Source organism: Pseudomonas sp. P4_C1, assembly GCF_056402155.1.
In genome coordinates, this window is the sequence record NZ_JBFUHY010000001.1 from 311,633 (window position 1) to 329,695 (window position 18,063).

Annotated in this window: 21 protein-coding genes; 12 read left to right on the forward strand and 9 right to left on the reverse strand. The window is 59.7% G+C overall.

Annotated features, from left to right (window positions below):
* The first annotated feature begins 45 nt into the window (after positions 1-45).
* Positions 46-1,458: a PAAR domain-containing protein gene (locus AC1DU9_RS01390; protein ID WP_477809648.1), complete on the forward strand. Its 1,413-nt coding sequence runs from the start codon at positions 46-48 to the stop codon at positions 1,456-1,458.
* Positions 1,459-2,866: 1,408 nt separating this feature from the next.
* Complete coding sequence (locus AC1DU9_RS01395; protein WP_223457686.1) at positions 2,867-3,196, forward strand: hypothetical protein; 330 nt, start codon at positions 2,867-2,869, stop codon at positions 3,194-3,196.
* Positions 3,197-3,324: 128 nt separating this feature from the next.
* Here the strand turns inward: AC1DU9_RS01395 and AC1DU9_RS01400 are convergent, their stop codons facing one another.
* The gene (locus AC1DU9_RS01400; protein ID WP_477809649.1) at positions 3,325-3,819 is read right to left on the reverse strand and encodes a DUF2165 family protein; all 495 of its coding nucleotides are present in this window, start codon (positions 3,817-3,819) and stop codon (positions 3,325-3,327) included.
* 207 nt (positions 3,820-4,026) lie between these two features.
* Between AC1DU9_RS01400 and AC1DU9_RS01405 the strand changes: the two genes are divergently transcribed.
* Positions 4,027-4,866: a 23S rRNA (adenine(2030)-N(6))-methyltransferase RlmJ gene (locus AC1DU9_RS01405; RefSeq protein ID WP_223457684.1), complete on the forward strand. Its 840-nt coding sequence runs from the start codon at positions 4,027-4,029 to the stop codon at positions 4,864-4,866.
* A gap of 54 nt (positions 4,867-4,920) precedes the next feature.
* Here the strand turns inward: AC1DU9_RS01405 and msrA are convergent, their stop codons facing one another.
* From msrA to AC1DU9_RS01430, 5 genes are all read right to left on the reverse strand, one after another.
* Positions 4,921-5,586, reverse strand: a complete 666-nt coding sequence (gene msrA, locus AC1DU9_RS01410; RefSeq protein ID WP_223457682.1) for a peptide-methionine (S)-S-oxide reductase MsrA — start codon at positions 5,584-5,586, stop codon at positions 4,921-4,923.
* 133 nt (positions 5,587-5,719) lie between these two features.
* Positions 5,720-6,238, reverse strand: a complete 519-nt coding sequence (locus AC1DU9_RS01415) for a DUF3299 domain-containing protein (RefSeq protein ID WP_477809650.1) — start codon at positions 6,236-6,238, stop codon at positions 5,720-5,722.
* Positions 6,239-6,249: 11 nt separating this feature from the next.
* Complete coding sequence (locus AC1DU9_RS01420) at positions 6,250-7,515, reverse strand: ABC transporter permease (RefSeq protein ID WP_477809651.1); 1,266 nt, start codon at positions 7,513-7,515, stop codon at positions 6,250-6,252.
* Between the two features lies 1 nt (position 7,516).
* Positions 7,517-8,227, reverse strand: coding sequence for an ABC transporter ATP-binding protein (locus tag AC1DU9_RS01425; RefSeq protein ID WP_477809652.1), 711 nt, complete (start codon positions 8,225-8,227; stop codon positions 7,517-7,519).
* Positions 8,228-8,357: 130 nt separating this feature from the next.
* Entirely contained in the window at positions 8,358-8,948 is a 591-nt protein-coding gene (locus AC1DU9_RS01430) for a DUF2796 domain-containing protein (protein WP_477809653.1), read from the reverse strand.
* A gap of 135 nt (positions 8,949-9,083) precedes the next feature.
* On the opposite strand from AC1DU9_RS01430, the gene AC1DU9_RS01435 reads away from it, so the two are divergent.
* Positions 9,084-9,425 carry a hypothetical protein gene (locus tag AC1DU9_RS01435; RefSeq protein ID WP_223457677.1) on the forward strand — a complete coding sequence of 114 codons (342 nt, stop codon included), beginning with the start codon at positions 9,084-9,086 and terminating at the stop codon, positions 9,423-9,425.
* Between the two features lie 32 nt (positions 9,426-9,457).
* Here the strand turns inward: AC1DU9_RS01435 and trxA are convergent, their stop codons facing one another.
* The 3 genes from trxA to AC1DU9_RS01450 all read right to left on the reverse strand — a co-directional run bounded on the left by trxA (position 9,458) and on the right by AC1DU9_RS01450 (position 11,643).
* Complete coding sequence (trxA, locus tag AC1DU9_RS01440; protein WP_477809654.1) at positions 9,458-10,330, reverse strand: thioredoxin; 873 nt, start codon at positions 10,328-10,330, stop codon at positions 9,458-9,460.
* Positions 10,331-10,528: 198 nt separating this feature from the next.
* On the reverse strand, positions 10,529-11,182 hold the full coding sequence (locus tag AC1DU9_RS01445) for a class I SAM-dependent methyltransferase (protein WP_223457674.1): 654 nt from the start codon (positions 11,180-11,182) through the stop codon (positions 10,529-10,531).
* Positions 11,179-11,643: a YbaY family lipoprotein gene (locus tag AC1DU9_RS01450; RefSeq protein ID WP_108216297.1), complete on the reverse strand. Its 465-nt coding sequence runs from the start codon at positions 11,641-11,643 to the stop codon at positions 11,179-11,181. The genes AC1DU9_RS01445 and AC1DU9_RS01450 overlap by 4 nt, the downstream gene beginning before the upstream one ends.
* A gap of 127 nt (positions 11,644-11,770) precedes the next feature.
* Here AC1DU9_RS01450 and nrdR point away from each other — a divergent pair, with 127 nt between their 5' ends.
* The 8 genes from nrdR (at position 11,771) to AC1DU9_RS01490 (ending at position 17,745) form a co-directional block, all read left to right on the forward strand.
* Positions 11,771-12,235, forward strand: coding sequence for a transcriptional regulator NrdR (gene nrdR / locus AC1DU9_RS01455; protein WP_003228656.1), 465 nt, complete (start codon positions 11,771-11,773; stop codon positions 12,233-12,235).
* Positions 12,232-13,365, forward strand: coding sequence for a bifunctional diaminohydroxyphosphoribosylaminopyrimidine deaminase/5-amino-6-(5-phosphoribosylamino)uracil reductase RibD (gene ribD, locus AC1DU9_RS01460; protein WP_223457672.1), 1,134 nt, complete (start codon positions 12,232-12,234; stop codon positions 13,363-13,365). Before nrdR ends, ribD begins: the two co-directional genes overlap by 4 nt.
* Before the next feature lie 47 nt (positions 13,366-13,412).
* Positions 13,413-14,078: a riboflavin synthase gene (locus tag AC1DU9_RS01465; protein WP_008018158.1), complete on the forward strand. Its 666-nt coding sequence runs from the start codon at positions 13,413-13,415 to the stop codon at positions 14,076-14,078.
* A 16-nt stretch (positions 14,079-14,094) separates the two neighbouring features.
* Complete coding sequence (gene ribBA, locus AC1DU9_RS01470) at positions 14,095-15,186, forward strand: bifunctional 3,4-dihydroxy-2-butanone-4-phosphate synthase/GTP cyclohydrolase II (protein ID WP_090325554.1); 1,092 nt, start codon at positions 14,095-14,097, stop codon at positions 15,184-15,186.
* A gap of 91 nt (positions 15,187-15,277) precedes the next feature.
* A complete protein-coding gene (gene ribH / locus AC1DU9_RS01475) occupies positions 15,278-15,754 on the forward strand; it encodes a 6,7-dimethyl-8-ribityllumazine synthase (RefSeq protein ID WP_003228649.1) in 477 nt (158 codons plus the stop codon).
* Positions 15,751-16,251 carry a transcription antitermination factor NusB gene (gene nusB, locus AC1DU9_RS01480; RefSeq protein WP_008053839.1) on the forward strand — a complete coding sequence of 167 codons (501 nt, stop codon included), beginning with the start codon at positions 15,751-15,753 and terminating at the stop codon, positions 16,249-16,251. The genes ribH and nusB overlap by 4 nt, the downstream gene beginning before the upstream one ends.
* 28 nt (positions 16,252-16,279) lie before the next feature.
* A complete protein-coding gene (gene thiL / locus AC1DU9_RS01485; RefSeq protein ID WP_223457670.1) occupies positions 16,280-17,245 on the forward strand; it encodes a thiamine-phosphate kinase in 966 nt (321 codons plus the stop codon).
* The gene (locus AC1DU9_RS01490; protein ID WP_223457668.1) at positions 17,242-17,745 is read left to right on the forward strand and encodes a phosphatidylglycerophosphatase A family protein; all 504 of its coding nucleotides are present in this window, start codon (positions 17,242-17,244) and stop codon (positions 17,743-17,745) included. The genes thiL and AC1DU9_RS01490 overlap by 4 nt, the downstream gene beginning before the upstream one ends.
* Positions 17,746-18,063: the final 318 nt, after the last annotated feature.

Sequence of the window (18,063 nt, forward strand, 5' to 3'; positions counted from 1 at the left end):
TGGTGCGCTCTCATAACTGAGGCGCCGTAGAAAGGGAGAACAGCAATGGCCAAGGGGTACTTCATTCGCGAAGGTGACGAGACCACTTGCGGTGGCAAAGTTCTGGAGTGCGATACTCATATCATGATGTTTGGCTTCGCCCATGCGCGCGACGGTGACCCGGTTTCCTGCGGCAAAGACAATAAAATTTACGTGATCGCTGGCGGTGTTTCCTACTTCACAAGCAATGGCAGGATGGTAGCGGGATCGCTGGATAGTTTCAGTAGTTGTCCTTGCAAAGCCGGGCTGATCCCATCGCAGGACACGGCGGGCTACCAGTCCGAGCGCAGTGCTGCACCTCACGCCACGCGAACCGCCACTGCGCAGGTTGCGCCCGCCGCTACCAGCGCTCCAGTAACGTCGCGATCAACCAGCTTCGCGCCTGCGCCAACCCCTCCCATGCCGGTGCGTGACAACGGCACGGAGGCGGTAGAGCCAGGCTTTTTCATCGTCCCGAAGAGCACCACCCGCGAACAACTCGAGGCCTCGCTGTTCACCCTGCGCGACCCGGCGGTGATGGGCAAATTCAAGTTGCTCAATCCCAACCCGGGCGACATTAAAGCCGGCTCGATGATCGTGCTGAGCGACCCCAATAACTACCAATGCACCCGTGAAGAAGCCCTGCTCATGGACGTGGCAGCCAAGACCAACCAGGTACTTGCAACGCTCAGCCCGGAAGAGGCGGATTTCATGGTGCAGCACCGTGATGTCATCCAGACCTTTCTGACCTATGGCTCGGGCGCAATAGGTGTCGGCGCGAGTATTTTCAAAAACAATCTGGATAACGTCAGCGACACCCTGAAAAAAATCGAAGCGTTGCATCAACAGTCATTTCTGCGCGATGGCCACCTGAGCTCGCCGACATTCGTGGCAGAACGGCAAAAGCTGCTGGCACAACTCGATAGCCACCTGACCAGCCTGACGCGCAAAGGCATCGGTTTCCCGGACCACCCCAACTTGAATCGGGCGCTGTTCCTCTCGCCTCCCAGTCTGGTTCACCGCTGGACCGAAGCCGGTGGCGTGGGGCAGATACCGGGGTATGCGACTCATCTTGAGGGGGTGGCCAAAGCCTCCAAGTACCTCCAGTACGGGGGCTGGGTTGGCACGGCCATTGGTGGAGGGGCCTCGGCCATGAAGGTTCAGGATGTGTGCACGGCGGGCAATGCCGAGGCCTGCAAGCGAGTTAAATTCACTGAGGCAGGGAGCTTTGCTGGCGGGATTGGGGGCGGCGCATTGACTGGCGGTTTGACTGCTCCCTTAGTGGGTGGACTCTGTGTGGCATTAACTGTACCTACTGCCGGAGTTGCGCCATTGGCATGTAGCATTTTGGTCGTTGGAATTAGTTCTTATGCAGGAGGAGAATTTGGTGGCGCACTCGGCGAAATGGTTGGAGAGCAAATTTACGAGGCGGTGAAGTGACTACAGCTAAACTAATCATTGGCGGTTTGGGTGGCGTGGTAATTATCTGCCAATTCATCTGCATTGGAATAGCCTTGTATCTGAGCTATGCGAAAGGTGACTTGATGTTGTCGCACTTCAAAAATAGTTCGTCTCTACTGACTTTCGGAATATATAGACGTACAAGCCTCTATGGAAGGTTAAAGTTGGTAGGAAGCATTTCTAGCATTCTTGCATTTCCAGGGTTCTTCCTTAAACGAGGTCTAGCCAATGCCGAGGACATAGACAGCTTCCCCATCCCACTTAAACGACAACTTGTAATGTTGCAATGGGGTTTTATTTGGCTTGTGGTTGCAATGGTATTGCTTGTCGCAATAGGAAAGTCAGGGATACTCAAGTAACTCAAGATAATGGGCCCCAAACTTGGTTGGTGTGCCCATTTTTCACTCCATCCCCCTACCCGCTACTTGGGCTTGGAGGACGACTTACGGATTAACGCTGTCCTTCAATGACTTGCCCGGCTTGAACAGGTGGATCGTGCATAAATGAAGTCTAGAGTAAAGAAATGCAAGAAATGTGGAGTGCTGGATAGAGACGGCTTGTCGCTAATAGAAGGTGAGTGCTGTCTTTCGTGTCGATTAAAAAAGTACGAGATGGGAAACTTTAATATTTTGAAGGAAGCACCACTCCGGTTGAAAGTTCTACTTGGTGGGGCTTCGTTGATTTTTATAACGCTTTCAATTTATGCAATATATTATCAATATCTCCTATTGCCTGGAGGCGCTCGCGGTCAACCATTTCTGGTAGAGTTTTCAGGGCTTGGAGTGCTGATGCCGGTGTTTTCAATAAGCTTTTTGTCGTTAATTATTTCCAATTGTCATCGGCATTCTAGCGATCATACTTATAAAAAGGTAATAAGGTACAGCTTTCACGCTGGTTGGATTTTGTACTTGATTTCTATATTCTTTTTTTCGGAAATAACCAGGCAGCTAACAGTTGGCAATTGACAAGCGCATCGTAAGTCGGTCGATAAGGTTCTCCCTTTGCGCCATTCAGCCTCAAATTAATTTGATAAATTGTAGCTGTTACAGCTTTTTCGGGTGAGGTCCTAGGACGTTTCCTTCAAACCCTAGCGGTTTTCATGAACTGGTGCGATGTGAGTTCCGTCGTTAGTCTTTGGCGGTCACTGACAATTCAGTGGTGGGGTGTAGGAACCTCTCAAGACCGTTAGAGCTACTTTGGCGTCACTGCTTGGTTTGCGGCCGTTTGCATGCGGCCGTAAGATCAGTTGCGGTGGCTATGCGCGGGCACGCTTCGGCGTGGTCGAGTTTTGCTCTAAGGGTCTCGATATTCCTACCCCGTGCATAGCTGCCACCCTGGCCCGTAGGAAGGCTAATGGCAGGTCCATTTCTTCCTTAGAGCGTTAAAAATGAAATCAATACATCCCGATCCACCCTACGAAAAACCAACCCCCCATCCCGACAACCGCTTCATGGCATTGACCAGCAACTGCTCCGACATGCCCACCCTATTCGTCGACACCCACGCGCCACTCGACATCCTCACCGACGCCGCCAACTACAGAATCCGCGCAGTTACCCAAGTGCTTGAGAACCTGTCGATGCGCGGTTCGATCGAGTGTGAGTCGTTCATCCTCAGCGATTTCGCCTTGCTCTGCGCTATTACGTTGCGCGATGGCTGTGATGTGCTGGATGTGGTTGGGCGGCGGTTGCGGGGGCGGCCTACCGCTGCGGCGTAGGCGTCGCCACAAGATCAAGAGATCCCGGGCTTCATGCTGAACAGATGAGGCTTTCAGCGAGGCTTTTAGCTTCCTGATTGAAGAAGACGGCCCGCATCCGATGGATGCGGGCCGTCTTTTATTGGGGATCAGTCAAGATCGGCATCGGGCTGATTAAGAAAGATCAGCACGCCCAGTATTGCCATGTAGAACCTGAAGGCTGCGTCCTGGCCATTCCAGATGTCGGATTGCCACATCAGAAACCACTCGCCTCCAACAACCATGAAGCCGAAAAACCACACGAAAAACCCTGTCGTCAAGCCCGCTACAGCCCACTTCCTGGCCAGTCTGAATTCATGCCCACCGGCTGACCGTGAGCGCCAAAGCCGTAGTGCGCCGTAGCCAAGAAGTCCGCAGGTAATGGCTTCGCCAAGGATGATCAGCCAGTAGGCCCCATGCCACACCCAAGGCAGATCAATTGCGCGATACCGGGCGGCGTTGTCAGGGAAGGTGGTGTCCATGCTCAGCACGTGCCGGACGAAGTTGAAGTTGGAACCGTAGTTGGTGATGTTGTTGAACACGGTCATGAAGGCGAATGCGGCGAGCGCCAGGGTCATTGCAATCTTTGCGTAGCGAATGGTCATTGGTGCGTCCTTTGCTTTTTTCGACAAAGAACGCTATCACGCCGGTTTGCAGGTTCGGGAATCTTCCTGTTGTGAGGCGTTTCTGAATTTGTCGAGTGATTGTGCATGTTTGTTGCCGCTATGAATGCTCGGAGTGTCCGCTCGGCCGCCAGGTCCTGACTTGCCGGCCGGTAAAAGGTAAACTCCCCGGCCTTCGCAGGAGCAGCCATGAATTATCGTCACGCCTTCCATGCCGGCAATCACGCCGATGTGTTCAAACACCTGACCTTGACCCGCCTCATCGCCCTGATGTCGCGCAAGGAGCAGCCGTTTGCCTATCTCGACACTCACGCCGGCATCGGTCTGTATGACCTTCAGGGTGATCAGGCCAACCGTACCGGCGAGTACTTGGAAGGCATTGCGCGTTTGTGGGATCAGCCGGATCTGCCGATCCTGACCGCTGATTACATGCAGGTGCTGCACGAGATGAACCCGGATGGCCAGTTGCGCTATTACCCGGGCTCGCCGGAGCTGGCGCGACGCCTGACTCGCCCGCAGGACCGTGTGTTGCTCAACGAGAAGCATCCGGAAGACGGTGTGCTGCTCAAGGACAACATGGCTGGTGATCGCCGGGTCAAGGTGCACCTGGGTGAAGGCTGGCATGTGCCGCGAGCCTTGCTGCCGGTGCCGGAAAAGCGTGCGGTGATGTTGATCGATCCGCCGTTCGAGAAGCTCGACGAAATGCAGCGCTGTGCCGCGTCGTTGAAAGAAGCGATTGGCCGGATGCGCCAGACCGTGGCGGCGATCTGGTACCCGGTGAAGGATCAGCGTGCGCTACGCCGCTTCTATCAGGACCTGGCCGGTACCGGTGCGCCGAAGTTGTTGCGGGTGGAGTTGCTGGTGCATCCGCTGGATACGCCGAACAGTTTGAACGGTTCGGGGCTGGCGATTGCCAATCCGCCGTGGGGGCTGGAGGAAGAGTTGCGTGAGTTGCTGCCGTGGTTGTCCCAGAAGCTGGGGCAGACCCAGGGTGGGTGGCGGATGGATTGGTTGATTGCCGAGAGTTGATCAGCAATCAACAAACGGTGGCGAGGGAGCAAGCTCCCTCGCCACCGTTCAGGGTTAGTTGCCCGCCAGGCTCGGTGGCATGCACACGCCGGTACCGCCAATCCCGCAATAGCCTTCCGGATTTTTCGCCAGGTACTGCTGGTGATAAGCCTCGGCAAAGTAGACGGTTGGGGCCTGGTCGATTTCAGTGCTGATTTCACCGAGACCGGCCTTGGTCAGCTCGGCCTGGTAGATTTCCTTGCTCTTGAGCGCCGCGTCCAGTTGTTCCTGGCTAGTGGCGTAGATCACCGAACGGTACTGGGTGCCGATGTCATTGCCCTGGCGCATGCCCTGCGTCGGGTTGTGCAGTTCCCAGAACATCGCCAGCAGTTCTTCGTAGCTGACCCTGGCCTTGTCATACACCACCAGCACCACTTCGGCGTGGCCGGTCAGGCCCGAGCAGACTTCTTCGTAGGTCGGGTTCGGCGTGAAACCGCCGGCGTAGCCGACCACGGTGCTGACCACGCCTTCACGCTGCCAGAAGCGGCGTTCCGCGCCCCAGAAGCAGCCGAGGCCGAAGATCGCGAAGTCGACATCTTCGAAGAATGGGCCAAGCAAGGGGGTGTCTTTAAACACAAAGTGCTTTTCAGGCAGGGTCATCGCGGTTTCGCGGCCGGGCAGAGCTTGTTCTTTAGTCGGGAGCACGTTTTTGTTCACCAGGATTTCCGAGCGCAGAACCATGATCAGTCCTCTCAGTCAGGTTGGGTTGTAAATAAACAGACCGTCAGTGTGCCCAATACCTTTCAGATAATCACTAGCCAGGCGGGAGGTTCCATGTTGCAGGGCAACCCTGCAACTTCAGGCTGGCTGGTTTTCACTCCGGCAGTTCATACAAGTAAATCTTGTCCGCCTCCATCTGATACCCCGCATCCGCCAGCTCACTGCTGGACGCCTTGACCTGCAACGCGCCTTCGATCCAGTACGGCTGATACAACTCGTCGAGTTTCACGCCGACTTCGCTTTTGACGTGCACGATCTGGTTCGACGGCGGTGGCGGCACATGGATGCAGGCGCCAAAATACGGCACCAGCAGGAAATCCGTGGTGCGTCCTTCCTCGCTCACTTCCAGCGGCACGATGTAACCCGGCAGGCGAATGTTCTGGCCATCGAGGGCCTTGACCACCGGTGCGTTGGGCATGTCCTGTTTGGCTGCTGGCGCCGACTCTGCCGAGAGCGTGCTGCTCATCTGCGACAGATCGTGCAGCGGCGTCATGTTCGGCACTTCTTTCGGCGCGTCGGGCGGGATCATCTCCGACCAGGTCAGGTCTTTTGGCTGGGCCGCCCACAGGGGCAGGGCGACCAGCATCAATAGCGCAAGTACAGCGCGGGGCATTTTCAACGTCCTCATAAACGGATCGACAGGCCATCGGCCAGGGATTGGCGATAGGCGCGCCAGGCCGGCACGCTGCCCATCAGCAGCGCGGCGATCAGGATGCCACCGAGCAGCGTCCATTCATACTCGCTCGGCCAGGACAGCGGCAGGAACAGGCCGTAGTTGGCTTGCACATAACCCTGGGCCGCCGCGATACACACATACAGCAACGCTACGCCGGCGATCACGCCCGACAACGCCAGGGCAAAGGCTTCGAGCACCAACAACGTCGCGATATGCCATGGCCGAGCACCCACCGAGCGCAGGATCGCCATTTCCCGGCGGCGTTCGTTGAGGCTGGTGAGAATGGCCGTGAGCATGCCGATCAATCCGGTCAGCACCACAAACAGCGAGACCACGAACAAGGCTTTTTCCGCAGTGCCCATCAGACTCCACAGCTCTTGCAACGCCACGCCCGGCAGGATCGCCAGCATCGGCTCACCACGGAATTCGTTGATTTCCCGTTGCAGGGCAAAGGTCGAAATCTTGTTGTTGAGACCGAGCATGAACGCGGTGATCGCTTGCGGCGTGAGGTCCATGTTGCGCGCCTGATCGGCGGTGATGCGACCCTCGCCCCGGGCCGGCACGCCGTTATGCCAGTCGATGTGAATCGCTTCCATGCCGCCGAGGCTGATGTGCAGTGTGCGGTCCACCGGTGTGCCGGTGCGTTTGAGAATGCCGACCACGGTGAACGGCTTGTCGTCGTGCTTGACCAGGCTGATCGCCGCCACGCCGTGGGCCAGCACCAGTTTATCGCCCAGTTTGTAGTGCAGTGCCTGGGCCACTTCGGCACCGAGCACCACTTCGAACGGGTCGGTTGCAAACGCCCGGCCATCGGTCAGTTCCAGGTGTTGCTGGCGTCCGTACTGGTAATGCTCGAAGTAGGCTTCCGTGGTGCCCATCACTCGGTAGCCACGATGGGAGTCACCGAGGGACATCGGGATTGCCCACTTCACTTTTGGGTTGCTGGCGAAGTGTTCGAAGCTGTCCCAACGAATGTTGTTGGTGGCATTGCCGATGCGGAACACCGAGTACAGCAACAGGTTCACCGAGCCGGAGCGGGCGCCGACGATCAGGTCGGTGCCGCTGATGGTGCTGGCGAAACTGGCCTTGGCTTCGGTGCGCACACGCTCCACCGCCAGCAACAGGCACACCGACAAGGCGATGGCGAACGCGGTGAGGATCGCGGTGAAGCGGCGATTAACCAGGCTGGCCATGGCTAGACGAAACAGATACATCTCAGACCTCGGACGGGGTAGCGGCGCGATTGAGTTCGGCCAGCGACAGGTTGTGATCGAACAGCGGCGCCAGGCTCTGGTCGTGGCTGACAAACAACAGGCTCGAGCCGGCTTCGCGGCATTCGGCGAACAACAGGCGAATGAAGTTCTCGCGGGCGTCGTAATCGAGGGCCGAGGTCGGCTCGTCGGCGATCACCAATTCCGGTTGACCGATCAGCGCGCGGGCGGCGGCGACCCGTTGCTGCTGGCCGATGGACAGCGAGTCGGCGCGGCGACCGAGGATGTTTTCATCTTTCAAACCCAGGTGGGCGAGCAGCGTGGCGGCGGCTTTGTCGACGCTGCCGTGACGTTGTTTCGCCCGTTCGGCGCGCAGTCTGGAGAAGTGGCAGGGAAGTTCGACGTTTTCACGCACCGACAGAAACGGCAGCAGGTTGAACTGCTGAAAGATGTAGCCGGTGTGATCGACGCGAAAGTGGTCACAGGCGCCGGCCGAGAGTTGCGTCAGTTCCTGGCCGAGCAGGCGGATGCTGCCGCGATCAGGCTTTTGCACGCCGCCGAGCAGGCCGAGCAGGGTGGTCTTGCCGCTGCCGCTGGGGCCTTTGAGGAACAGGGTTTCCCCGCGCTCCAGGCGAAACGCCGGGATGTCCAGCAGTGGCGGGTGACCGGGCCAGCTGAAGCCCAGGTCGGACAGTTCGATGAGTGCTTGGGTCATGTGAAACCGGTCTGGTTGGTGGTGAACTCCTGTAGGAGCGAGCCTGCTCGCGAAGGAGTGTCAGCCATGTTGATGTCGACTGGTACACCATCGCGAGCAGGCTCGCTCCTACAGGGGGTCTTCAGTGAATTCAGAATTTAAGGCTGGCAGCCTTGGCCGTCACATCAACCCCCTGCTGCCCGCTCGGGCCGATCAGTTGTACCTGAATTGTCCGGGTGGCCGGGAAACTGGTGAAGATATTCGCCAGGTCCAGCGTCTTCAGGGCCGCCGGCGTGGCGCAGGTGAGCTGATAATGAGCGTGGATTTCGCTGTGATCATGGTGATGTTCGTGGCCGTCTTCGTCCTTGGCGTCTTCATCGTGATCATTGTCAGCATCGGGCTGGTCGCCGAACAGCGGGCTTTCCAGTTCCTGGTTTTCCACCACGCAACCGGCGGCTTTTGGCAGGTTGAACAAGGCCAGTGGCTGTTCAAGCCGGGCGCGGGCGGCGGCGACTTTGGCTTTGTCGGCATCGCTGGTGGCGACATGCTCGAAACCCACCAGGTTCATGGCCGGGCTTTCCAGTTCCAGCTCCAGGGTCTGCCCGTCCAGCCCGGCGTTCAGGCGTCCAACGCCATGTTCGTGGGCACCCAGGCTGCCATGCTCATGATCGTGTTCGTCGGCGGCATGGGCGACAGCCAGTGGCAACATGGCAAACGGCAGGGCGAGAAGCAGACGACGCATGGCGAGTCTCCGAAAAGTAAAATGAAGAAAATGTTATGTAATCTTATAACGTAAGTGCGAAGAGTTTGACTGCCTGCTTGGCGTTGCACAAGTCCCATGGGAGCATGCCGGGAAGAAAAGTGCGGGAGCAGACCTATGTTGCGAATTCGCGGAAGCATCGGCGACTGGCCGGTGGATTTGACCCTGGAGATGGACGACGCGGACTGGGCGCGACTAGGAGCGCAGTTGCAGGTGGAAAAATCCACCGTCAGCGCGCCAGCGGCCAAACCTCTGAATCAGGATGATGCGCTGTGGCAGATCGCCAGGGATTTGCTGCGCAAGGCCGGGCAGCTCAGCGGACCGGATTTGCTCGATCAGTTGGAAGGGTTGACCGGCAGTGCGGCGGCGGGCAAGCGCCTGCTGGTGCGCCTGCGCCACAGTCCGGATGTGAAGGTGGAGAGCGGCGGAGATACGCCGCTCTACCGCTGGTTGTTGTAGGAGCGAGCAAGCTCGCTCCTACAAGGTCGTGATCAGTACAGCGCGGCGAACAACTTGCGGCGGTAGGTGCTCACCAACGGATGATCGTTGCCCAGCAACTCGAACACCTGTAGCAAGGTCTTGTGCGGCAAGCCTTCGCTGTAGCTGCGGTTGCGGATGAACAACTTGAGCAATGCGTCCAGCGCGGCGTCGTACTGCTGACGGGCCAGTTGCTGGATCGCCAGTTGATAGACCGCCTCATCGTCCAGCGGGTCTTTCGCCAGTCGGGCCTTCAGGTCGGCGGCATCCGGCAAGTCCTTGGCCAAACCGAGAAACTTGATCTGTGCCTTGGCGCCGGCCAGCGCAGCCTTGTGCTCGTCGCTCTTGACCGCATCCAGCACGGTTTGCGCTTCGCCCAGTTCACCGCGCTCGGTCAGGCAGCGGGCGTACAGGATCAGTGCCTTGGCGTTGGTGTTGTCTTCACCCAGCAGTACTTTGAGCTGGGCTTCGGCATCGGCAAAGCGGCTGTCATCGAACAGTGCCTGGGCCTGTTCGAACGGATCGGCGGCGGCCGGTGGCGGCACTTGCACATGGGGTTCGAGCAGGGCGCGGATGGCGGATTCCGGCTGCGCACCGGCAAAGCCGTCGACAGGCTGGCCGTCCTTGAACAGCACCACGGTCGGCAGGCTGCGGATGCCGAAGCGGGCGACGATGTCTTGCTCGATGTCACAGTTGACCTTGGCCAGCAGCAATTCACCCTGATAACTCTCGGTAATGCTCTGCAACATCGGCATCAGCACTTTGCAGGGCGCGCACCATTCGGCCCAGAAATCCACCAGCACCGGCTTGTGGAAAGAGTTCTCGATCACCGACTGGTCGAAATCGGCAGTCGTGGCGTCGAAGATGTACGGCGTTTCCTGACTCATGGGCAATCTCTTGGAAGCGTGAATGGGGCAACTATACGGCTTGGTGGGGGGCGGCCGGAAGCTGTTGGCCGCTAGTCTTCTGTTGCCTGACAAACCGTCATCGCGAGCAAGCTCGCTCCCACAGGGATTGAAGTCGGCCACAAGATTTGTGGTTCACACCAATCCCTGTAGGAGTGAGCCTGCTCGCGAAGCTCTTGGCTAACGCTGCGCGTGGTAGAGGCTCACATGCCGAAACTCGCGGGGCTCGGCCAGGTCCGGCAGGGTCATCGCCTCCAGCATCTCTATGCGCCGGTACAACGGATGGCGAAAGTCCCGCACTCGGGAATCCGCCACCAGCGCTTCTCGGCCGCGACTGAGGAACTGGTCGAGCAGTGGCAGGTTCGCCCGGTCGTACAGCACATCCGCCACCAGGATCAGATCGAAGCGATCGGCCTCGGCGAAAAAATCCGTGGAGTAATTGAGCTGCACGTCATTGAGCTCGGCATTGGCCCGGCACGCGGCAATCGCCAGCGGGTCGAGGTCGCAGGCCAATACTTCGAGCGCTCCGGCCTTGGCCGCGGCAATCCCTGCCACCCCGGAACCGGCACCGAAATCCAGTACCCGCTTGCCTTCGACCCAATGCGGGTTTGCGGCCAGATAACGGGCTACGGCGAGGCCGCTGGCCCAGCAGAAACTCCAGTACGGCGGCTCATGCAGAATGCGCCGGGTTTCTTCCGGGCTGAAAGCGCGGTCCATGTTGTCGCCGTCGATCAGCCACAGTTTCAAATCGGTTCCGGGTAAATCACAGTCCACCAATCGCGCGTCACCGAGCAGATCCCCCAAGGCCATTTGCAGGTCGAGCGGTGCACTCATGGGGCTTTGACGAATTGCAGTTGGCCCAAGGCCTGGGTGGTCGGCTGGGTAATCAGCTGCGACGGCAAGTGCAGGATCAACTGCCCGGACTGGCTGGCGCGGCCTCGCAGTTCAACGCGGGCGCCGACCGGAAAGGCATCCGGGTTGAAGCGCAGGTGAAACGGCAACACCTGGTTGTTGCCGATCAGGCTGGAACTGGCGAGCAATTGCTGCGGACGGTCTTTATCGTCGATCACCAACAGCGCCAGCTCGACTTCGGCGCCGGCCGGCACACCTTGCAAGGTGCCGCTCAATTCACGCTGATACGCGGGTAGCGGGCCAAGTTCGGCGGCCTCCCGGGCTTTCTTCTGCGCTTGCTGCGGCGCCGGGCCAGGCGTTGGCGGCTGGGGCTTGGGTGCGTCGCTGCCGCAAGCCACCAGCAGGCTGAAAACACTGAGCAAAATGAGCGGACGTAACGACATTGGTGGCTCCATAAAGCTGAATTCCATGGATCAAGTGATCATCCCGTCTGTATACCGCAAACCCTATGGCTTGTCTTGCCACCGGGATGCGCTACCATGGCCCTCCCTTTTTTTGTTGCCTGCCACCATGCACTGTCCCTTCTGCGGTGCCAACGACACCAAGGTCATCGACTCGCGTCTGGTCGCCGAGGGCGAACAGGTGCGCCGCCGGCGTGAATGCCTGGCCTGCGGCGAGCGTTTCACGACGTTCGAGACGGCTGAACTGGTGTTGCCGCGCCTGATTAAAACCGACGGCAGTCGCCAGCCGTTCGATGAAGAAAAACTCCGCGCCGGCATGCAGCGTGCGCTGGAAAAGCGCCCGGTGAGCGTCGAGCGCCTCGAATCGTCGTTGGTGCACATCAAACACAAACTGCGTGCCACCGGCGAACGGGAGGTCAAATCCCTCGTGGTCGGCGAACTGGTGATGGCCGAGTTGCAGAAACTCGACGAAGTCGCCTACATCCGCTTCGCTTCGGTATATCGCCGCTTCCAGGACCTCAACGAGTTCCGCGAAGAGATCGATCGCCTGGCCCGTGAACCGGTGAAAGAATGAACACGCCCGCAGAACTTGCCATCCTCGATGCCCACTACATGGCCCGTGCCCTGGAACTGGCGCGCAAGGGCCATTACACGACGCACCCCAATCCACGGGTCGGCTGCGTGATCGTGCAAGGAGGGCAGATTGTCGGCGAAGGCTGGCACGAGCGCGCCGGTGAACCCCATGCCGAAGTCCACGCCCTGCGCGCGGCCGGTGAGTTGGCCCGTGGCGCTACTGCCTATGTCACGCTTGAACCGTGCAGCCATCACGGCCGTACGCCGCCGTGTGCCGATGCGCTGGTGAATGCCGGTGTGGCGCGGGTGGTCGCGGCGATGCAGGACCCGAACCCGGAAGTCGCCGGTCGTGGTCTGGAGCGTCTGGCTCAGGCCGGTATTGCCACCGAAAGTGGTGTGCTGGAGGGTGAAGCGCGAAAACTCAATCAAGGTTTCCTGAAACGCATGGAACATGGCTTACCGTTCGTGCGGGTCAAATTGGCGATGAGCCTCGACGGTCGCACGGCAATGGAAAGCGGCGAAAGCCAATGGATTACCGGTCCGGCCGCACGTTCGGCAGTACAACGCCTGCGTGCCCAGGCCAGCGTGGTGCTGACCGGTGCCGATACGGTGCTGGCGGACAACGCTCGTTTGACCGTGCGCGCCGATGAGCTGGGTTTGGACGCCGAGCAAACGGCCTTGGCCATGAGCCGTCCACCGCTGCGGGTGCTGGTCGACGGTCGCCTGCGGGTGCCGCTGGATGCACCGTTCTTCAAGGCTGGTCCGGCGCTGGTCGCCACCTGCGTGGCGGTGGAAGAGCAGTATGCCAACGGTCCGGAATGCCTGATCGTGCCCGGCTACGATGGTCAGGTCGACCTGCGTCAGCTGCTGGTCGAGCTCGCCGCCCGTGGCGTCAACGAAGTGTTGGTCGAGGCCGGCCCGCGTCTGGCAGGTGCCTTTGCCCAACTCGGTTTGGTGGACGAGTTCCAGATTTTCATCGCCGGCAAGTTTTTGGGTTCCTCGGCGCGGCCGCTGCTGGACTGGCCGCTCGCGCAAATGAAGGATGCGCCGGAACTCAAAATCACCGAAATTCGTGCGGTTGGCGATGACTGGCGAGTCACTGCCATTCCTTTGCCAGCAGCAAGCGTATAATTTCCGGCCATCGCGCAAGCGCGGGCTTTGTTCTCGAGGAGAACCTCATGTTTACCGGCATCATCGAATCCATCGGCAGTATTCGTGCATTGACCCCAAAGGGCGGTGATGTACGGGTACACGTCGAAACCGGCAAGCTCGATCTGAGCGACGTCAAACTGGGCGACAGCATCGCGGTCAACGGCGTGTGCCTGACCGCCGTTGAGTTGCCGGGCAACGGCTTTGCCGCCGACGTCAGTCGCGAAACCCTCGACTGCACCGCCATGAACGACCTGAAAAGCGGCAGCCCGGTCAACCTGGAAAAAGCCCTGACCCCGACCACTCGCCTCGGCGGGCATCTGGTCAGCGGTCACGTCGACGGCGTGGGCGAAGTGGTTGCCCGTACCGAGAACGCGCGGGCCGTGGAATTCCGCATCCGCGCGCCGAAGGACCTGGCCAAGTACATCGCCCATAAAGGCTCGATCACCGTCGACGGCACCAGCCTGACCGTGAACGCAGTCGATGGCGCCGAGTTCCTGCTGACCATCATTCCGCACACCCTGAGCGAAACCATCATGGCGTCGTACCAGCCAGGTCGCCGGGTGAACCTGGAAGTGGACTTGCTGGCCCGTTACCTGGAACGTCTGCTTTTGGGCGACAAGGCTGCAGAGCCGACCGCCGGCAGCACCATTACCGAAAGCTTTCTGGCCGCCAACGGCTACCTCAAATCCTGACTCAAGGGGGTGCCTTGTGGCGCTCAATAGCATCGAAGAACTGGTTGAAGACATCCGCCAAGGCAAGATGGTCATCCTCATGGATGACGAAGACCGCGAGAACGAAGGCGACCTGATCATGGCCGCCGAGTGCTGCAAGCCCGAGCACATCAACTTCATGGCCAAGCACGCCCGTGGCCTGATCTGCATGCCGATGAGCCGCGAGCGCTGCGAACTGCTCAAGCTGCCGTTGATGGCGCCGCGCAACGGTTCCGGTTTCGGCACCAAGTTCACCGTATCGATCGAAGCGGCCACCGGCGTGACCACCGGCATTTCCGCCGCCGACCGTGCGCGCACCGTGCAGGCCGCCGCCGCCCGTGATGCCAAGGCTGAAGACATCGTCAGCCCCGGTCACATCTTCCCGCTGATGGCCCAGGCCGGCGGTACCCTGGCCCGCGCCGGCCACACCGAAGCCGCCTGCGACCTGGCGCGCATGGCCGGTTTCGAGCCGAGCGGTGTGATCTGTGAAGTGATGAACGACGACGGCACCATGTCCCGTCGCGCCGAGCTGGAAGCTTTTGCCGCCGAACACGACATCAAGATCGGCACCATCGCCGACCTGATTCACTACCGGATGATCCACGAACGTACCGTTCAGCGGATTGCCGAGCAGCCACTGGACAGCGAACTGGGCCAATTCAACCTGGTGACCTACCGTGATTCGGTGGAAGGCGACGTGCACATGGCCCTGACCCTGGGCAACGTGTGTGCCGAAGAACCGACCCTGGTTCGCGTGCACAACATGGACCCGCTGCGTGACCTGCTGATGGTCAAGCAACCGGGCCGCTGGAGCCTGCGCGCCGCCATGGCTGCGGTCGCCGAGGCGGGCAGTGGCGTGGTGTTGTTGCTGGGTCACCCGCTCGATGGCGACGTGTTGCTGGCGCACATCCGCGAAACTGCCGACCACGCGGCCGTGAAAAAACCGACCACCTACAGCATTGTCGGTGCCGGTTCGCAGATCCTGCGTGACCTCGGTGTGCGCAAAATGCGCCTGATGTCGGCACCCATGAAATTTAATGCGATATCCGGTTTCGATCTGGAAGTTGTAGAATACGTGCCCTCCGAATAATGACCGGTTGTTTCCGGCCCTGAATTCGCGGTTCAAATATCACCGAGGGACGCGTACGAGACGCGTCCCGGCTCTTTAAGAGATCTATCGAATGACCCTGAAGACCATCGAAGGTACCTTCATCGCCCCTAAAGGCCGCTACGCTCTGGTAGTGGGCCGTTTCAACAGCTTCGTCGTTGAAAGCCTGGTCAGCGGTGCAGTTGATGCCCTGGTTCGCCACGGCGTGAGCGAAAGCGACATCACCATCATCCGCGCGCCTGGCGCCTTCGAAATTCCGCTGGTTGCGCAGAAAGTCGCCCAAAAAGGCGAATTCGCGGCAATCATCGCCTTGGGCGCGGTCATTCGTGGCGGCACTCCGCACTTCGAATACGTGGCTGGCGAATGCACCAAGGGCCTGGCCCAGGTGTCCATGGAGTTCGGCGTTCCGGTCGCATTCGGCGTGCTGACCGTTGATTCCATCGAGCAAGCCATTGAACGTTCCGGCACCAAGGCCGGTAACAAAGGTGCTGAAGCTGCCCTGTCCGCTCTGGAAATGGTCAGCCTGCTGGCGCAGTTGGAGGCCAAGTGATTAGCGACGAAAGCGATCGTTTCAACCCGCGCGACCCAAAGCCTGCGGATGCCGGCAAGCCATCGAAAAGCGTCAAGCGTCGCGAAGCCCGTCAGCTCGCGACCCAGGCGCTGTACCAATGGCACATGGCCAAGCAGTCGCTGAACGAGATCGAAGCTCAGTTCCGGGTCGATAACGATTTCACCGATGTCGACGGCGCGTACTTCCGCGAAATCCTGCACGGGGTTCCGCAGTTCAAGACCGAAATCGACACCGCACTCACGCCATGCCTGGACTTGACCATCGAAGAGCTCGACCCGGTTGAACTGGCGGTTCTGCGCCTGTCCACCTGGGAACTGCTCAAGCGCGTCGACGTGCCGTACCGCGTTGTGATCAACGAGGGTATCGAACTGGCCAAGGTCTTCGGTTCCACCGACGGCCACAAGTTCGTCAACGGTGTGCTCGACAAGCTGGCCCCGCGTCTGCGTGAAGCTGAAGTGAAGGCGTTCAAGCGCTGATTGGCGCTTGGAATGTCGACACGAAGCCATGGGCGAGTTTGAGCTGATCCGCAATTTCTTCGCTGCCGCGCCTTGTGCGCAGGGCGGCGAAGGCGTTGCCCTCGGGATTGGCGATGACTGCGCCTTGCTGACTGTTCCCCCGGGGGAACAGATGGCGATCTCTACCGATACGTTGGTGGCCGGCGTGCACTTCGCCGATCCCTGCGATCCGTTTCTGCTCGGTCAGCGCTCGTTGGCCGTGGCCGTCAGCGACCTGGCTGCCATGGGCGCCACCCCGGTTGCCTTTACCCTTGCCCTGACCTTGCCGACGGTGACTGCCGAATGGTTGCAGGACTATGCCCGTGGTTTGAACACCATGGCGCAAAGCTGCGGTGTGGCGTTGGTAGGTGGCGATACCACCCGTGGGCCGTTAAGCATGACCATGACCGTATTCGGTCGCGTACCGGATGGCCTGGCGTTGACCCGCAGCGGCGCACAACCGGGCGACCTGTTGTGTGTCGGCGGCGACCTGGGCAATGCAGCGGGTGCCTTGCCATTGGTGCTCGGCCAGCGCACGGCCCCAGCGAGCATCGCCGAGCCGTTGCTGGCGCATTACTGGTCGCCGCAACCGCAGCTCGGCTTGGGTCAGGCGCTGCGGGGCAAGGCCACTTCGGCAATGGATATCTCCGACGGTCTACTCGCTGATTGCGGGCATATCGCGCTGGCTTCGAAGGTCGGTATTCAAGTCGAGCGAGATCGCCTGCCGCTCTCCAAAGCGCTGCTCGACTTTCTCGGTCAAGCGGGCGCACAAGCTGCGGCCCTGAGCGGCGGCGACGATTACGTCCTGGTCTTCACCTTACCGTCCGTCGAGTTGCCGCTATTGCTGGCCGACGGTTGGCCGATCCATGTGATTGGGCGGGTGGTAACGGGGCAGGGCGTGACACTGCTGGACGCCGATGGCAAAGACATCACCCCGCAAACCCGGGGTTATCAACATTTTCGGGAGTCACCGTGACAGATCATCCCAAGCAGGTCCCGGCGGAAAACGTACCGCCGTCGGTCTGGCGTAATCCGTGGCATTTTTTGGCGTTCGGCTTCGGCTCGGGCACCTTGCCAAAGGCGCCGGGCACTTGGGGGTCGTTAGTTGCGCTGCCTTTTATCCCGTTGTGGCAAATGCTTCCCGACTGGGGTTACTGGCTGATGCTGGGCATCACCATGTTGTTCGGCTTCTGGCTGTGCGGCAAAGTGGCCGACGATTTACGGGTACACGACCATGAAGGCATCGTCTGGGACGAAATGGTCGGGATGTGGATCACCCTGTGGCTGGTGCCGGAAGGTTGGCAATGGTTGCTCGCGGGTTTCTTGATATTCCGCTTCTTCGACATCCTCAAACCGTGGCCGATTCGCTGGATTGACCGGCACGTACATGGCGGCGTCGGCATCATGCTCGATGATGTCCTGGCCGGGGTGTTCGCCTGGTTGGCGATGCAGGGACTGGTGTGGTTTTTCGCCTGACCGGGGGGGACACCGCCGTCACCCTGTGGGAGCGAGCTTGCTCGCGATGGCGGACTTTCAGTTGACGAATACGCTGCTGATACACCGCTATCGCGAGCAAGCTCGCTCCCACATCTATGGTTACCCCCTTTTCTGCAATACTGTTGTTGATGTCGTGTTTGGCTTGCTTTCATCTATCCGGCGTCTGAGTTGGGGTTGTGGCCCCCGCGCCTCGATGAGAATCGATGCCCAACGACCCTAATTAGGGGAACGGCCTTGCAGCCGTGTGAGAGCCCAGGGTTGTCGTCAGGCCGGTTGGCCGTTCATGTCATCAGTTAT

Bases quoted from the DNA above. Each gene is read 5' to 3' on its own strand.
- AC1DU9_RS01390 (WP_477809648.1), top strand. From the start codon at position 46: ATGGCCAAGGGGTACTTCATTCGCGAAGGTGACGAGACCACTTGCGGT.
- AC1DU9_RS01395 (WP_223457686.1), top strand. From the start codon at position 2,867: ATGAAATCAATACATCCCGATCCACCCTACGAAAAACCAACCCCCCAT.
- AC1DU9_RS01400 (WP_477809649.1), bottom strand. From the start codon at position 3,819: ATGACCATTCGCTACGCAAAGATTGCAATGACCCTGGCGCTCGCCGCA.
- AC1DU9_RS01405 (WP_223457684.1), top strand. From the start codon at position 4,027: ATGAATTATCGTCACGCCTTCCATGCCGGCAATCACGCCGATGTGTTC.
- msrA (WP_223457682.1), bottom strand. From the start codon at position 5,586: ATGGTTCTGCGCTCGGAAATCCTGGTGAACAAAAACGTGCTCCCGACT.
- AC1DU9_RS01415 (WP_477809650.1), bottom strand. From the start codon at position 6,238: ATGCCCCGCGCTGTACTTGCGCTATTGATGCTGGTCGCCCTGCCCCTG.
- AC1DU9_RS01420 (WP_477809651.1), bottom strand. From the start codon at position 7,515: ATGTATCTGTTTCGTCTAGCCATGGCCAGCCTGGTTAATCGCCGCTTC.
- AC1DU9_RS01425 (WP_477809652.1), bottom strand. From the start codon at position 8,227: ATGACCCAAGCACTCATCGAACTGTCCGACCTGGGCTTCAGCTGGCCC.
- AC1DU9_RS01430 (WP_477809653.1), bottom strand. From the start codon at position 8,948: ATGCGTCGTCTGCTTCTCGCCCTGCCGTTTGCCATGTTGCCACTGGCT.
- AC1DU9_RS01435 (WP_223457677.1), top strand. From the start codon at position 9,084: ATGTTGCGAATTCGCGGAAGCATCGGCGACTGGCCGGTGGATTTGACC.
- trxA (WP_477809654.1), bottom strand. From the start codon at position 10,330: ATGAGTCAGGAAACGCCGTACATCTTCGACGCCACGACTGCCGATTTC.
- AC1DU9_RS01445 (WP_223457674.1), bottom strand. From the start codon at position 11,182: ATGAGTGCACCGCTCGACCTGCAAATGGCCTTGGGGGATCTGCTCGGT.
- AC1DU9_RS01450 (WP_108216297.1), bottom strand. From the start codon at position 11,643: ATGTCGTTACGTCCGCTCATTTTGCTCAGTGTTTTCAGCCTGCTGGTG.
- nrdR (WP_003228656.1), top strand. From the start codon at position 11,771: ATGCACTGTCCCTTCTGCGGTGCCAACGACACCAAGGTCATCGACTCG.
- ribD (WP_223457672.1), top strand. From the start codon at position 12,232: ATGAACACGCCCGCAGAACTTGCCATCCTCGATGCCCACTACATGGCC.
- AC1DU9_RS01465 (WP_008018158.1), top strand. From the start codon at position 13,413: ATGTTTACCGGCATCATCGAATCCATCGGCAGTATTCGTGCATTGACC.
- ribH (WP_003228649.1), top strand. From the start codon at position 15,278: ATGACCCTGAAGACCATCGAAGGTACCTTCATCGCCCCTAAAGGCCGC.
- thiL (WP_223457670.1), top strand. From the start codon at position 16,280: ATGGGCGAGTTTGAGCTGATCCGCAATTTCTTCGCTGCCGCGCCTTGT.